General features: G+C 59.8%; 13 protein-coding genes. 8 read left to right on the top strand and 5 right to left on the bottom strand.

Annotated features, from left to right (window positions below; genetic code table 11):
* Positions 1 to 8: 8 nt before the first annotated feature.
* From E0E41_RS01025 to E0E41_RS01015, 3 genes are read right to left on the bottom strand one after another with little or no spacing between them, the layout of a single operon-like run.
* Entirely contained in the window at positions 9 to 1,346 is a 1,338-nt protein-coding gene (locus E0E41_RS01025; protein WP_130868370.1) for an ABC transporter permease, read from the bottom strand.
* Positions 1,347 to 1,349: 3 nt separating this feature from the next.
* Complete coding sequence (locus E0E41_RS01020; protein ID WP_130868369.1) at positions 1,350 to 3,821, bottom strand: COG1361 S-layer family protein; 2,472 nt, start codon at positions 3,819 to 3,821, stop codon at positions 1,350 to 1,352.
* Entirely contained in the window at positions 3,811 to 4,545 is a 735-nt protein-coding gene (locus tag E0E41_RS01015; protein ID WP_130868368.1) for an ABC transporter ATP-binding protein, read from the bottom strand. Before E0E41_RS01015 ends, E0E41_RS01020 begins: the two co-directional genes overlap by 11 nt.
* A 169-nt stretch (positions 4,546 to 4,714) precedes the next feature.
* Between E0E41_RS01015 and E0E41_RS01010 the strand changes: the two genes are divergently transcribed.
* Positions 4,715 to 5,029, top strand: coding sequence for an imidazolonepropionase (locus tag E0E41_RS01010; protein ID WP_130868367.1), 315 nt, complete (start codon positions 4,715 to 4,717; stop codon positions 5,027 to 5,029).
* Positions 5,008 to 5,883: an IS3 family transposase gene (locus tag E0E41_RS01005; protein ID WP_368019807.1), complete on the top strand. Its 876-nt coding sequence runs from the start codon at positions 5,008 to 5,010 to the stop codon at positions 5,881 to 5,883. Before E0E41_RS01010 ends, E0E41_RS01005 begins: the two co-directional genes overlap by 22 nt.
* Before the next feature lie 91 nt (positions 5,884 to 5,974).
* Here the strand turns inward: E0E41_RS01005 and E0E41_RS01000 are convergent, their stop codons facing one another.
* Together E0E41_RS01000 and E0E41_RS00995 are read right to left on the bottom strand one after the other, a co-directional pair.
* Entirely contained in the window at positions 5,975 to 7,543 is a 1,569-nt protein-coding gene (locus E0E41_RS01000; RefSeq protein ID WP_130868365.1) for a sensor histidine kinase, read from the bottom strand.
* On the bottom strand, positions 7,533 to 8,207 hold the full coding sequence (locus E0E41_RS00995) for a response regulator transcription factor (RefSeq protein ID WP_130868364.1): 675 nt from the start codon (positions 8,205 to 8,207) through the stop codon (positions 7,533 to 7,535). The genes E0E41_RS01000 and E0E41_RS00995 overlap by 11 nt, the downstream gene beginning before the upstream one ends.
* 335 nt (positions 8,208 to 8,542) lie before the next feature.
* Here E0E41_RS00995 and glnA point away from each other — a divergent pair, with 335 nt between their 5' ends.
* The 6 genes from glnA (at position 8,543) to murB (ending at position 14,424) form a co-directional block, all read left to right on the top strand.
* Positions 8,543 to 9,874 (top strand): type I glutamate--ammonia ligase, encoded by a 1,332-nt coding sequence (gene glnA / locus E0E41_RS00990; protein WP_130868363.1) that lies wholly within the window; start codon positions 8,543 to 8,545, stop codon positions 9,872 to 9,874.
* A gap of 47 nt (positions 9,875 to 9,921) precedes the next feature.
* Positions 9,922 to 10,446, top strand: a complete 525-nt coding sequence (locus E0E41_RS00985) for an ANTAR domain-containing response regulator (protein ID WP_242623814.1) — start codon at positions 9,922 to 9,924, stop codon at positions 10,444 to 10,446.
* Between the two features lie 89 nt (positions 10,447 to 10,535).
* Positions 10,536 to 11,309 carry a diaminopimelate epimerase gene (gene dapF / locus E0E41_RS00980; protein WP_130868361.1) on the top strand — a complete coding sequence of 258 codons (774 nt, stop codon included), beginning with the start codon at positions 10,536 to 10,538 and terminating at the stop codon, positions 11,307 to 11,309.
* Positions 11,310 to 11,332: 23 nt separating this feature from the next.
* A complete protein-coding gene (locus E0E41_RS00975; protein ID WP_130868360.1) occupies positions 11,333 to 12,550 on the top strand; it encodes an LL-diaminopimelate aminotransferase in 1,218 nt (405 codons plus the stop codon).
* Positions 12,551 to 12,698: 148 nt separating this feature from the next.
* On the top strand, positions 12,699 to 13,439 hold the full coding sequence (locus E0E41_RS00970; RefSeq protein WP_242623813.1) for a glycoside hydrolase family 25 protein: 741 nt from the start codon (positions 12,699 to 12,701) through the stop codon (positions 13,437 to 13,439).
* Positions 13,440 to 13,509: 70 nt separating this feature from the next.
* Positions 13,510 to 14,424 (top strand): UDP-N-acetylmuramate dehydrogenase, encoded by a 915-nt coding sequence (gene murB / locus E0E41_RS00965; RefSeq protein ID WP_130868358.1) that lies wholly within the window; start codon positions 13,510 to 13,512, stop codon positions 14,422 to 14,424.
* Positions 14,425 to 14,430: the final 6 nt, after the last annotated feature.

The following is a 14,430-nucleotide window of genomic DNA, read 5'->3' as shown; positions in this document are numbered from 1 at the left end:
TGTTTCTTTTATTCGCTTTTGATGGCCTCCAGGGCGGGAATGCCAACTGCCTTGTTGGCGGGGTAGTAGCCGGAGCCCAGACCGATAAACACTGAAAAGACAACGGCGAAGAGCAGCAGCCAGGGTGGGATCACCGATACCCGGTTGATGCCCTCGCCACCCAGAATGGCGGCGGGGATGTTTTCCGGCGAAAGGCCGATGGAGACCAGATTGATAATGACCGAGGCGATAAAGCTGATGATACAGCCGATGACACCTCCAATCAGCCCGATGGCCCCCGCCTCCGCCAGGAACATGATCCGCACGTCGGAGACATAGCAGCCCAGGGCCTTCATAATGCCGATCTCCCGGGTGCGCTCGGAGATGGACATGATCATGGTGTTGGTGATGCCCAGGGCGGCAACGAACAGGGAGATGGCGCCCAGACCGCCCAGCATCATCTGCTTCTGCCGGGCCTCCTTCTCCATGGGTTTGCGGATGCTCTCCATGGATTCTGTGGCATAGCCCATGGACTTGATCTCCTGCTCCACATCGGCTACCCGGTCGATGGCGCTCACCTTGACCAGTACGGAATCGTAGGGTACCTTCTTTTTGGCGGCCCCCTGCACCTTGTCCAGCAGTTTTCTCAGGTCGGTCAGGCTCATGATGAGACCCTCGGAGGTCTCGTAGCCCTTGGAGTAGTCCTCCTTGACCACACCGGAGGGGGTGACCGGCAGCTTGATGGTGCCGGACGCGGTGCCGATCTCCAGGGTAAGGGTGCTCTTCATGGGGTCGAAGTAGGGAGGAGGCAGCTCAGCGGGCTGGCCGTTGTCGTCCAGCTCACCCGCCCAGCGATCGATCATGTTCCGGCCCTCGGGCCGCAGGGTGTCCTTGAAGCTGTAAGCCAGATACTGTCCGATGACCACGTCGCCGCTGCGTTTGGCGGGGGAGCCGGACAGGATCTGATAACCCAGCCGCTCCATCTCCTCGGTGTCCATGCCGACCACGGAGGTCCAGTCGGCGATATAGCGGTTGCCGGTGCCGGACAGAAGACGGATGGAGTCCACCTCCAGGCTCTGCTTGGGGGATACCCCCACTACGCCGTCCATATTGCGCAGCCGCTTGACCAGGGCCTCATCCAGCTTAACCTTGCCCTTACCCTTCTGAGGGGCGCTGACGGTGATGATGGTCAGGTCGCCCATCTCTGCCAGCAGCTTTTCCTGGGTCTCCTTCATGCCGATGCCCAGAGAGACCATGATAACGATGGAGCAGCAGCCGATCAGGACCCCCAGCACCGTCAGAAAGGTGCGGGAGCGGCGTCGCATCAGGTTTTGCAGGCAGATCCGGAGCAGATCCTTTTTCTGCACGGCTTATCCCTCCTCGCTGCTGTTGGTGTCGTCCCAGTCGTCCCAGCTCTCACTGTCAACAGTGGGGAGCTGAGCGGCTTTCTTTTTCTTCACAATGACCACCGCCGCGATTACCGCCGCCGCAGCCCCCGCCGCGATCAGGATGGGCAGTACGGGGATGGCGGGACCGGAACTCTCTTCGACGGATTCATCCCCACCGTCAGCGGCGGGAACATACTCCTCAGCCGTCAGCTTAATGGGAAACTCCCGGGTCTGGACCTGCTGATCGGCGTTTTCATAGGAGATTTTCAGTACCACATTGATCTCGCCGCCCTTGTTAGGGGAGATGGCAAAACCCACATTGCCGTTGGCACCAGCGGTGACGTTACCCAGGTACTGGGTGCGGGCGGGGGTGTCCACATCCTCGCCCACCACGGTGGCCTCCAGATTGGCGATGTCGTCCTTGCCCTTGTTGACATAGGACAGGGTGAGCTCGATCTCCTCGCCCACAGTGGCATACTCGGGGGCGGAGGGGGCGTTGATCTGGAAGCGGTCGGGCTGGTAGACGGGTACGGACAGCTTGATATCAGAGGTGGCCTGGGTCCGTTTCTCCCCGTCGGTGTACTCGTACTTGAAGGAAACGCTGATGCTCTGGGCGCCGGTCTTGCCGGTGGGTACCGCCCGCATGGGTACCTGCTGGCTCTGGCTGCCGCCGGCGGTCAGTGCGCGGTAAAAATAGGTGTTGGTGCTGCCGTCCATGGTGAAGCACTCGCCGCCGTCCACGGTGACTACCACATTCTCCACGTTGACCGACCCGGTGTTCTCAAAGGTGAAGTCCAGGGGGAACTTGGCGCCGGCAGCCACCGATTCTCCACCGTAGGTAAAGCTGCGGATGACCAGGTTGGGCACCGACTGATTGCCCTTGGAGGAAACGTTGGCGGTCAGATTGAGCCGGTCGGAGGCGGTAGCCTGGGTGATGGTCTCCCCGTTGTCGTAGCTGTACTTCAGCTCGGTGCTCAGGGACTGGGTGGCGGCGCTCAGGTCCTTTGCCGCCTTGATCTTGACGGTGATGGCAGCACTTTTTCCCGGCTCAATGTCGGGCAGCAGGAAGGTGGAGGCGTCATTGGCGATAGTGAGCGAATCGGAAGGGGTCACAGAGGCGGCGGGGGAGAGCAGCTTTGTGGTACCGGCGTTCCGGAAGGTGAGGGTGAGGGAGACGGTCTCACCGGGATTGATGGGACGGTCCATGGAGTTGCGGGTGACCAGCACCACCGGCTGGGGCACGCTCTCCTTGGCCAGAGAGGGGATCACTACCTTATCGGATGCGGTGACCTGAGTGATCATGCCGCCGTTGTCGTAACCGTACTTCAGCTCGGTGTTCAGAGTCTGGGTGGTGGAGGAGAGGCTTTTCAGAGCCTTTACCTTTACCTGAATGGAGGCGGTCTTGCCTGCCTCGATATCGGACAGCAGGAAGGTGGCCGCGTCGTTCAGCACCACCAGTGATTCGGAGGGGGTGATGGTGACTACCGGCTTGACCAGTTTGGCGGTGCTGGTATTCTGGAAGTATACCGTGACATCAGTGGTCTCACCCGGGGCAATGGGATTGGCCATGGGGGAGCGGGTGACCAGCACCACCGGCTGGGGCACGCTCTCCCGGCCCAGGGCGGGGATGGAGACCTTATCTGTGACGGAACCCTGGGTGAAAGAGACATTATTATAGTAATTGAATTTTAAATCCACACCTAGAGACTGGGCGGGAGAGGGAATGGTGCTGTTAGCCTTGATTTTGACCTTGATGGTTTCGGTTTTCTTGCCGGAAATATCGCTCATGGTAAAAGAGGAGGAGCCGCCGACAATGGTGATACCTTCAGAAGGGGTTAGGGTAGCCACCGGAGACTTCAGGGTGATATTGCTCAGGTTGCGGAAGGAGAGGGTAATGGTCAGTTCCTGACCGGCTTCGATAGGATTGTCGATGCTGCTGCGGGAGATAAGCACCATGGGCGCAGGAGCGGGATCGGGGGAAGAGGGAAGATCAGGCAGCTTGGAAGAAGAGTCGTAGACTACCGCCTCGGTGATCGTGATCTCCAGCGTCTGGTAGGAGCCGGGGTCGCCGGGCAGGCCAACCTGAAGGCGCAGGCTCTGGCCCACGCCTTTATACTGCAGGCCGGTGAGCTTGACGGCGTAGATCAGGGGCTTCTCCGGATCCGAGGTGCGCTCCGCCGATGCCGAACCACCGGTAAAGCTGTCCTCCAGCTTGGTGACATCCAGGGTACCCACGTCGGTGCTGGGGGAGTTGGTGTCCTTGATGGACACGGTGATATTGACGGTGTCCCCCTTGTTGATGGTGCCTATATTGCCTCCGGAGGAGTTGGTGACGGTGTAGCCCGTGACATAGAGGTTTCCGCTCTCAGCCCCCAGGGCGGCGGGCAGTGCCGCCGTCAGCATGGCCAGGAGGAGCAGAAGAGATAAGAGCCGTTTTGAAAAATTATGTTCCATGGTGTGCTTTCTCCTTATTGTTGACTTGATTGCTGACGATCTCGCCGTCGATGAGGGTAACGATCCGGTCGGCATAGGCCGCCATCTCGGGGTCATGAGTGACCAGGATAATGGTCTGATGGTAGTCCCGTGCAAAGGAACAGATCATGTCCATGATCTCCACCGTGGTCTTGGAGTCCAGGTTTCCGGTGGGCTCGTCGGCAAAGACCACGTCCGGACGGGCAATGAAGGCCCGGGCGATGCCCGCCCGCTGCTGCTGGCCGCCGGACATCTGCCGGGGAAAGTGATCCAGGCGGTGGGACAGGCCCACCCGGCACAGCAGCTTCCGGGCGGCGGCCTCCCGCTGGGCCTTGGGAACGCCCCGGAACAGAAGAGGCATGGCCACATTTTCGGTGGCGGTCAGGTTGGGCAGCAGGTTGTAGGACTGAAAGACGAAGCCCAGATGCCGCTGGCGGAAGGAGGCCAGCTGGTTCTCATTGAGACGGGAAATGGGGATCCCGCCGATGAGCACCTCACCTCGTGTGGGTTTTTCCATGCCGGCCAGCTGGTTGAGCAGCGTACTCTTGCCGGAGCCGGAGGTGCCGAAGATACAGCAGATCTCTCCCCGCATCACGTTCAGGTTGATGCGCTTGAGCGCCACCACCGTCTCGTCGCCGATGGGGTACTCCTTGCGGATATTTTTTACTTCAATGATGGGCCGGCTGCGGGCGTCGGGTGGATTCATCGGCTCGGCCTCCTTTCTGGGAATATCATAACCGGCCAATCTTCACCCGCTATAGGGAAGAAGCTAAAGCTTTGTAAAGGGAAAAATTAAGTGAACAGGTCCAGTAAAAACGGACAGTGACAAAAGACCCCCTGATGTAGGAAAATAGACTACATCAGGGGGTCTTGTCATGGGAAAACGAAATTACACACACGTTCAAGTGCTGCTGCCTGAAATCAAGGCAATGATAGCAGAGGGGAAAACCCAGCGGGAAGTTGCAGAATACTACGGCTTTCAGGATAAGCAGGTGGTAAAAAGGCTGCTTAAGCGTGAGCGAAGAAAAGAACGCAAATTGGAAGCCGGCATTCTCCCGCGGCCCAAAGGACGGCCGAGGAAAGGCGCCGCACCAAGAGACATTGTGTCAGAGCAGGCCTATGAAATCCAGCGGCTTCGTATGGAGAATAAGCTGCTGCGGGATTTTCTGTGCTTCACAGGAAGGAGGTGAGGGCAAGGGTAAAATACCATGTCATATATCGTCACAGAACTGAGTATCCAGTGGCAGTCATGTGTAAATTCTTTGGAGTATCCAGAAGCGGCTACTACGCCTTTGTCCATCGCCTGGGCAGACCAGAAAAGGATGCCACTCTTGCGGAAATGATTGCACGGCAGCGGGAACGCACCTTGCGTACCTACGGGTACCGGCGGATGGTGATATGGCTGAAAAGTCAAAATATTTTCTGTAATCCCAAAACTGTGCTGCGAATTATGAAAAAGTACGATCTGCTGTCTGAAATCCGCCGCCGCAGGAAATGGCAGCAAATGGGGCAGCAGGTTCACAGGTACAAAAATCTGCTCAACCGGCAGTTTTATGCGGACAAGCCCAACAGCAAATGGGTAACGGACATCTCCTATATCCACACCAACCAGGGCGTACTGTACCTGTCCATGATCCGGGACCTCTATGACAATAGCATTGTGGCCTACAAAACCGGGACAGAACAAACTGTGAATCTGGTTCTGGACACGATTCGTCTGGCCATGAAGCGAGAGAAAAAGAGGGTCGCTGCAGAGTTGCAGCTCCACAGCGACCAGGGTGCTCAGTACGCCTCACAAGCATATTTTGAGCTGACTCAAACATACGGCATTACGCCGTCTATGTCAAGATGCGGAAACCCTTATGACAATGCCATGGCAGAGAATTTCTTCTCTATCCTCAAAACAGAATGTATTTACCGACACAAACCCGTCTCTTTCTCTGAGGCTAACGAGATGATTGACCGTTACATCCAGTTTTACAACCATGAGCGCATCCAGTTGAAAACTGGAGAGGCGCCGCTTGCGCGACGCCTCTCCGCCTAAAACTCAATCTTTCCTACCAGGGCTCTTTTTTGTACTGTCTGCACAAGTTGGGGCAGTTCAGTTCAATACCCTGTCCGGGGTCTTAATTCGCTTATGGAGCCAAGGGCAGCTCCAGCAGAAATTCGGTGCTGCGCCCCGGCGTTGGATGGGTAGCCAGGGTAATGGTTCCGCCGTGCTTTTCCATGATCCGGCGGGTGATGGACAGGCCCAGGCCGCTGCCTTTGCCCGAGCGGGCCTCGCTGCCCACCACAAAGGGGTCAAAGATCCGCTTTGCCCGCTCCGGCGGGATCCCGGACCCATTATCTCCTATGCGCAGCAGCGCGGACTGAGGTCCGGCGCTTACGTCAAAAAAGAGCATGGTACCCAGCCGGTTGTGCCGCAGGGAGTTGGACAGCAGGTTATCCAGCACCCGCCGGAACTGCATGGGGTCCAGGGAGCAGAAGATCGGCCGCTCCGGGATGGAGACCTCCAGGGTAAACCCGGCCAGGTCGATCTCGTCGTATTTGACCGCCAGGTACTCCCGCAGAAACTCGCACAGATCAGTGCGCTCCGGATGGAGGACGAATTCCGGATGCTCCACCTTGCTGTACTCATGGAAGGCATTCACCAGTTCGGTCAGCGCTTCCGCCTTGCCCTGGATGGCCCGGAGGTAGCGCTCCTGTTCCTGGGGCGGCACCTTGCCGTCACAGATGGCGTCGATGTATCCGGCGATGACGGTGATAGGGGTTTTCAGATCGTGGGAGATATCGGCGATGAGCTTTTGCCGGTCCTGATCCATCTGCTGCCGCTCCGCTTCGCTTTCTGCCAGCCGGTCGGCAAAGCGGTCAAAGCTCTCCCCGATGCACCGGATCTCTCTGGGGCCGCCGCAGTCGCCCACCCGGGCGGGCTTGTTCACCGCCTGGGCCGCCACCGCGTCGTTGAGCCGCCGGAGGGGACGGCCGATCTTCCGTCGCAGCTGCCAGATAAACAGGCCGGTGACAACCAAGTAAAGGGGAAGAAAGAGCAGCCAGATCTTCCAGGAGCTCTGGTAGGAGCTGAAATAGGTTTCGTCATTGATGGGGGGACTGCGGAATACCACGGTGGCTGCCTGTCCGTCTGACTGGCGGAAGGAGGCGCGGAACAGCTCCTTGGAAGAGAGCAGCTGATATTCCCGCTGGGTGTAGCGCGTCCGGCCGTCCCCAAAGCCGCCGAAGATGACCTGAAACCCCTCGTCCAGGGCCATGATGTCCGGGGACAGGATGGCCCCGTCGGCATAGGAGGTTTTGATCAGCAGGTGGAAGATGGAACCGTCCTCCTGCATTTTGTCGTAGACGTCGATAACGGAGGCCTCATTGTAGCCGGGGATGCAGGCCAGCTCTCCGGCGGTGTAGGAGGCGTCAAAACCCTCCGCGGAGGCATAGACCTGTTTGCCGGACCCGTCATACACGGCGAAGGCATCCTGGCCCGGCTTCAGGTAACGTGTCAGATCCTGATAGGAACCGGCGCTGAGGGCCGGATCCCGGAGCAGGCCATTCCAGTCCGAGAGCTGATAGGCCCGGCCCAAATTGACATTCCACAGCCAGAACAGCCCGGCCGCGATAAGCAGCAGGGTGAGGGTGAACAGCAGATAGCTGCGGACCAACAGCCCGAACAGGGTGCCCGAAGCGGCTTTATTTTTCAATCTTGTATCCCAATCCTCTCACGGTGATGATGTAGCGGGGATCCTTGGGATCGTCCTCGATTTTCTCCCGCAGCTTGGAGATGTGCACCATCATAGTGTTGTCGTCCCCCTCAAAGTACGTGCCTACCGCCCCCTCATAGAGCTGGATCTTGGTAAAGATCCGGCCGGGAGAGCGCATCAGCAGCGCCAGGATCTTATACTCCATAGGGGTGAGAATGATGGAACGTCCGTTCTTGGTCAGCTGAAAGGATGCGGTGTCCAGAGACAGATCCCGCACTGTCAGTGTAGTGGAGTTGTCCCGGGATGCCCGGCGGAGCTGGGCCTTCACCCGAGCCACGATCTCCACGGGATTGAAGGGCTTGGCAATGTAGTCGTCCGCTCCAAGATTGAGGCCCAGGATCTTGTCGCTGTCCTGGCTTTTGGCGGAGAGGATGAGGATGGGGATGTCGCTGAATTTCCGCAGGGCCCGGGTGAGCTCGTAGCCGTTGAGTTCCGGCATCATTACATCCAGAATGGCCATATCCGGCACTTCCTCCCGGGCCAGTGCCAGTGCCTTGGCTCCGTTTTCCGCCTCCAGGACGCGGTAGCCCTCGCTCTCCAGGTAAAGCCGCAGCAGGCCGCGGATATCGCCGTCGTCCTCGGCGATCAGAATTGACGCGCTCATGGTAGTACCTCCTTCTGTCTTATGAGGATAGAAATATTATATGGGGCAATTGTTGCCGCGTCAAACAAAAAGCGGGAGTTTGTCGAAAAGAGGAAAGAGAGCGCGGCGGGAAAATTGCATAAAAGGGAAATGGAGCCGGAAAGGCTTGCTGTTTGTTGCAACAAAGTTTCCTGGTGAAAGGGAAAAAATCCTTGACACTCAATGGGAAAAAACGTATACTAGCACCAACAGTTGTGAACAAAGGCGTTCCGACCCGGCGGGCGGAGCGCCTTTCTTCGTATTTGCCTCCCGCGAAATACGCGGAATGTATGCAGAGAGAAAGGGGATCGCCTGCTATGGCGCATAGTAAAGAGGACATTATCCGCATGGTCAAGGAGGAGGATATTGAGTTTATCCGCCTTCAGTTTACGGACATTTTCGGCCAGCTGAAAAACGTGGCCATCACTGCCTCCCAGATTGAGAAGGCCGTGAACAATCAGTGCATGTTCGACGGCTCCTCCATCGAGGGCTTTGTCCGTATCGACGAGTCCGACCAGTATCTCTATCCTGATCTGAAGACCTTCCGTGTGTTCCCCTGGCGGCCCCTCCACGGCAAGGTGGCCCGGCTGATCTGCGATGTCCATAACACCGACGGATCCCCCTTTGCCGGCGACCCCCGCTATGTGCTGAAGCGGGCCCTCCAGAAGGCCAAGGACATGGGGTTTGAGGCTTTCAATGTGGGTCCCGAGGCGGAATTCTTCCTGTTCCAGACCGATGACGAGGGCAAGCCCACCACCAAGACCAACGACGAGGCCAGCTATTTCGATCTGGGCCCCCTGGACCACGGCGAATCCACCCGGCGTGAGATCTGCATGGCGCTGGAGGCCATGAAGTTCGAGATCGAGGCCAGCCACCACGAGTGCGCCCAGGGTCAGCACGAGATCGACTTCAAGTATGAGGAGGCCCTTCACGCCGCCGACAATATCATGACCTTCAAGCTGGCGGTCAAGACCCTGGCTCAGAAGAACGGTCTCCATGCCACTTTCATGCCCAAGCCCATCTTCGGAGTGGCGGGCTCCGGCATGCATACCAATATGTCCCTGTTCCGGGACGGCAAGAACGTCTTTTACGATCCCAACGGGGAGCGCGGCCTGTCCAAGGAGGCCTATTCCTTTATCGCCGGCCTGCTGGCCCATGTGAAGGGCATGGCGGCCATCACCAACCCGCTGGTCAACTCCTACAAGCGGCTGGTGCCCGGCTACGAGGCTCCCTGCTATCTGGCCTGGTCCGCATCCAACCGCTCCGCCCTGATCCGTATTCCCGCGTCCCGCGGCCAGGCCACCCGCGTGGAACTGCGCTCTCCCGACCCCTCCTGCAACCCCTATCTGGCCTTTGCAACCTGCCTGGCCGCCGGCCTGGACGGCATTGAGAAGGGGCTCACCCCGCCGGATGAGATCACTGAGAACATCTACGCTATGGATGACATCACCCGGAAGGCCCACGGCATCGAGAGTCTGCCTGGTTCCCTGGAGGAGGCTATCGCCGCTCTGGAGAACGACCAGCTGATCATGGACACTCTGGGCGAGCACGTAGCTGCCAACTACATTGAGGGCAAGAAGAAGGAGTGGGAGGAGTACCGCACCCGCGTGTCCTCCTGGGAGCGGGAAAAGTATATCATCAACTATTAAGCTCTGCCATTTCCTCCTGGAGCGGGGAGTGAACCGGATTGGAACAGGTGATCGTCGCCTTTGAAAGTGAAAAGACCTGTCAGCGGATCAAGGATATTCTGGAGAGTTCCGGCACAGCGTCCTGCCTGATCTGCCGGTCAGGCGACCAGGTCAGGCGGTATGCCAACAAGCAGCATATTACCGTGGTGATCTGCGGCTATAAGCTGGCGGACGAGACGGCGGAGGATGTGCTGGGCGATCTGCCGCCGGTGTGTGCCATGCTGCTGCTGGCTCCTCAGAACCGGCTGGATATGGTGCGCAATGACGACCTGTTTTCTCTGCCCACCCCGGTGTCTCGCAGTGAACTGATTGCCTCGGTGCGGATGCTCCTCCAGCTGGGCTGCCGGCAGGAGAGCGGGCTGCAGTCCAGGCGGAACCAGGAGGAACGGCAGCAGGTCCAGGCGGCCAAGGAGCTGCTGATGGAGCGCTACAGCCTGACAGAGGAGCAGGCCCACCGTTTTCTCCAGAAAAAAAGCATGGATACCGGCATGAAGCTGTCCCAGACCGCCCGGCTGGTTTTGGATGAGTCCTAAGCTGCATAAGATGAATGACAGATAGGGTCCTGCGGCGGCAGTCCGAATGGGCTGCCGCCCTTCCGTATCCTTTGAGGAGGGAACCGGGTATGAAATTCATCAAGATGCAGGGATTGGGCAACGACTACATCTTTCTCAACTGTCTGGACGGGGAGCCGGCGGACCTGCCGGAGCTGGCCGTCCGGATGAGCGACCGGCACTTCGGCGCAGGTTCCGACGGGCTGATTTGTCTGTGCCCCTCGGAACAGGGAGATTTTCGTATGCGGATGTTCAACGCCGACGGCTCGGAAGGGGAGATGTGCGGCAACGGTATCCGCTGTCTGGCAAAGTACATCCGGGACTGCGGCCTGAGCAAAAAGACCGTGCTGGACATCGAGACCGGGGCGGGTCTGCGGCGGACAGAGCTGCTGGACGGCGCCGTCCGGGTGGATATGGGTCCGCCGCTGGTATCTCCACCGGTGGAGGTGGAGGCGCTGGGCCGCAGCTGGCGGCTGACCCCGGTGTCCATGGGCAACCCCCACGGCGTGATCTTTCAGGCTGGGATCGGTGCGCTGCCCCTGAGCACCATCGGTCCGGCCCTGGAACAGCACCCGGCCTTTCCGGGCGGGATCAACGTGGAATTTGCAGAAGTCATTGACAGAAACACCCTGCGGATGCGGGTATGGGAGCGGGGCAGCGGGGAAACTCTGGCCTGCGGCACCGGCGCCTGCGCGGTCCTGGCGGCCGCAGCTTCCGCCGGCCTCACGGAGCGGACCGCCCAGGTGGAGCTGCCCGGCGGGACGCTGGAAATCTGCTGGGACGAGCATACGATTTTTCTCATCGGACCCGCGGTTACAGTATACAAAGGAGAGTACCTCCTGTAATAATAGGAAAAGGAGCGAGCAATATGGTGACCATCAACGAAAACTATCAAAAGCTGCCCGGCAGCTATCTGTTCTCTGAGATCGCCCGGCGTGTGGCGGCCTATTCGGAGGCCCACCCGGACAAACGGCTGATCCGCCTTGGTATCGGAGACGTGACCCGGCCCCTGGCCCCGGCAGTGACCCAGGCCATGCACCAGGCGGTGGACGAGATGGCCACCGTGGAGGGCTTCCACGGCTACGGTCCGGAGCAGGGCTACGCCTTCCTCCGGGAGGCCATTGCCAGGGAGGACTACCAGGCCCGGGGCGCGGACATCGCCCCCGACGAGATCTTTGTGTCTGACGGCGCCAAGAGTGACTGCGGCAACATCGGGGATATTTTTGACAAGGACAACGTGGTGGCCGTGTGCGACCCGGTGTATCCTGTCTACGTGGATACCAACGCTATGGCCGGCCGGGCGGGGGACTATGATGAGGCGCAGGGCCGCTGGAGCAATCTGGTTTACATGCCCTGTGTGGCAGAAAACGGCTTTTCTCCCGCCATTCCCAGCCAGCCGGTAGACCTGATCTATCTGTGCTTCCCCAATAACCCCACCGGCGCGGTGGCCACCCGGGAGCAGCTGAAGGCCTGGGTGGATTACGCCAACCGCACCGGGGCGGTGATCCTCTATGACAGCGCCTATGAGGCATTCATCACCGATCCGGCCATCCCCCACAGCATCTTTGAGATCGACGGGGCCAAGACCTGTGCCATCGAGTTCCGCTCCTTCTCCAAGACCGCCGGCTTCACCGGCACCCGCTGTGCCTACACTGTTATTCCCAAGGATCTGGTGCGGGGCGGCGCCAGCCTGAACGCCATGTGGAACCGCCGCCAGTGCACCAAGTTCAACGGTACTCCCTACGTGGTCCAGCGGGGCGCCGCAGCGGTCTACACCCCGGAAGGCAAGGCTCAGGTCAGGGAGACCATCTCCTACTACCTGAATAATGCCCGGGTGATCCGGGAAGGCTTAGCGGGAGCGGGCCTGACGGTGTGCGGCGGGGAGAACTCCCCCTACATCTGGGCCAGGACGCCGGACGGCATGGGCTCCTGGGCATTCTTTGACAAGCTGCTCCAGCAGGCCAACGTGGTCACCACCCCCGGCGCGGGCTTCGGCCCCAGCGGGGAGGGGTACATCCGACTGACCGCCTTCGGCGGGGCGGCGGACACCGCGGAGGCGGTGGAGCGGATCCAAGCAATTCTGTGAATGATCAACGGGGCGTCCAGCTTATGGGGCTGGGCGCCCCGTGTTGCTCTTGCGTTTTTTGCTTCCGGCGGGTATGATAAAAGAGATCCGTATGCGGCGGTTTTGCCGCTGCGGGAACCTCTGGAAATGGTGATGACCCTTGAAGCAAATGTTACGGGCAGCCGCAAGGCTGCTTTTGATTCTTGTGGTGGTGGCTGCCGCCGCCCTTCTGACACTGGCGCTGCTGCGGTGGCAGGGCTTACTGCTTCTGTCCCATGAGGCGGACCCAGACCAGTGGGAGATCTTTGGCGTGGATGTGTCCTCCTATCAGGGTGTGGTGGACTGGCCGGTGCTGGCCGATCAGGGGGTGGACTTTGCCTTCATCAAAGCCACCGAGGGCTCCGCGCTGCGGGATGGGCAGTTTGCCGCAAACTGGGCGGGAGCCCAGGCGGCCGGGATCCGGACGGGCGCCTATCACTTCCTCAGCTATGACAGCCCCGGAGAGACCCAGGCGGATAATTTTATTTCCATGGTGCCGGTGACCGAGGGAGCGCTGCCGCCGGTGGTGGACATCGAGTTCTATGGGCCGTACCTGGAAAATCCCCCGGAAAAGGAACATGTCCGGTCTGTTTTGGATCCGCTGCTGGAGCGGCTGGAGGAGCACTACGGAGTGAAGCCCATCCTCTACGTGACCTATCGCTCCTACTATCGCTACCTGGCGGGCAGCGGGTACGGTGACTATCCGATTTGGTGCTCCAGCCCCACGATTTTTCCGCTGGTGCCAGACTGGAATTTCTGGCAGTACTCCCACACCGCCCGGCTGGAGGGCTACTATGGCAGCCAGCAGCACATCGACCTGAACATTTTCCGGGGCAGCCGGGAGCAGTTTGACCGGTTCGGCCTGAGCTGATGGTCCTCTTCTATTTTCAGCCTTTTTCTGGTATACTAATAAAATCACCTGTTTATCATCGGAGGTCAGCATGGATCGTTTGGAGACACTGATACAGACGCTGCGGGAACGGCTGCCCGGCCTGGAATTGCGGGAGAACGAGCCTATGAGCCGCCACACCACCTTCCGCATCGGCGGCCCCGCCCGGCTCATGGCGCTGCCCTGGGACAGGAAAGAGGCGGCAACTGTAGTGCGGGCGGCGGCCGAGGTGGGCGTAAAGCCCTTCTTCCTGGGCAACGGCAGCAATCTGCTGGTATCCGACCGGGGCTATGAGGGCCTTATCATCAAGTCCAGCGGCCTGGATCAGACCCGGGAGGTCAACCGCCGGCTGCGGGCGGAGAGCGGCATCCCCCTGGCCCGGCTGGCCGTGGCGGCCCTGGACCGGGGTCTCACCGGCCTGGAATTTGCCCACGGCATCCCCGGCACCCTGGGCGGCGCCGTGGTGATGAATGCCGGGGCCTACGGCGGCGAGATGGCCCAGGTGCTGACCGCGGTCACCTACCTGGATGAGACGGGGAAGGTTACCACCATTTCCGCCGCGGACTGCGGCCTGAGCTACCGCCACAGCCTGTTTTCCGACCACCCGGAGTGGCTCATTCTGGAGGCGGAGATGGAGCTTCAGCCCGGTGACGCAGGAACCATCAAGGCGCGGATGGACGAGTTGTCCGCCCAGCGCCGGGCCAAGCAGCCGTTGGATCTGCCCAGCGCCGGCAGCACCTTCAAGCGGCCGGAGGGCCACTTTGCCGCGGCGCTTATCGACCAGTGCGGCCTGAAGGGCGTCACGGTAGGGGGGGCCCAGGTGTCGGAGAAACACGCCGGTTTTCTGGTGAACCGGGGCGGGGCCACAGCGGAGGATATGGTACGGCTCATCGAACTGGTGCGGGAGCGTGTGCTCCGTGAGACCGGTGTGGAGCTGGAGCCGGAAGTGAAGTTTTTGGGATTTTGAGGTGAG

This window comes from Intestinimonas massiliensis (ex Afouda et al. 2020) (assembly GCF_900626285.1).
Taxonomy (GTDB): domain Bacteria; phylum Bacillota; class Clostridia; order Oscillospirales; family Oscillospiraceae; genus Flavonifractor; species Flavonifractor massiliensis_A.
The sequence above is the reverse complement of the archived record's forward strand: the minus strand, read 5'-3'. Positions and strand labels throughout refer to the sequence as shown.

Bases quoted from the DNA above. Each gene is read 5' to 3' on its own strand.
- E0E41_RS01020 (WP_130868369.1), bottom strand. From the start codon at position 3,821: ATGGAACATAATTTTTCAAAACGGCTCTTATCTCTTCTGCTCCTCCTG.
- E0E41_RS01015 (WP_130868368.1), bottom strand. From the start codon at position 4,545: ATGAATCCACCCGACGCCCGCAGCCGGCCCATCATTGAAGTAAAAAAT.
- E0E41_RS01010 (WP_130868367.1), top strand. From the start codon at position 4,715: ATGGGAAAACGAAATTACACACACGTTCAAGTGCTGCTGCCTGAAATC.
- E0E41_RS00995 (WP_130868364.1), bottom strand. From the start codon at position 8,207: ATGAGCGCGTCAATTCTGATCGCCGAGGACGACGGCGATATCCGCGGC.
- glnA (WP_130868363.1), top strand. From the start codon at position 8,543: ATGGCGCATAGTAAAGAGGACATTATCCGCATGGTCAAGGAGGAGGAT.
- dapF (WP_130868361.1), top strand. From the start codon at position 10,536: ATGAAATTCATCAAGATGCAGGGATTGGGCAACGACTACATCTTTCTC.
- E0E41_RS00975 (WP_130868360.1), top strand. From the start codon at position 11,333: ATGGTGACCATCAACGAAAACTATCAAAAGCTGCCCGGCAGCTATCTG.
- E0E41_RS00970 (WP_242623813.1), top strand. From the start codon at position 12,699: ATGTTACGGGCAGCCGCAAGGCTGCTTTTGATTCTTGTGGTGGTGGCT.
- murB (WP_130868358.1), top strand. From the start codon at position 13,510: ATGGATCGTTTGGAGACACTGATACAGACGCTGCGGGAACGGCTGCCC.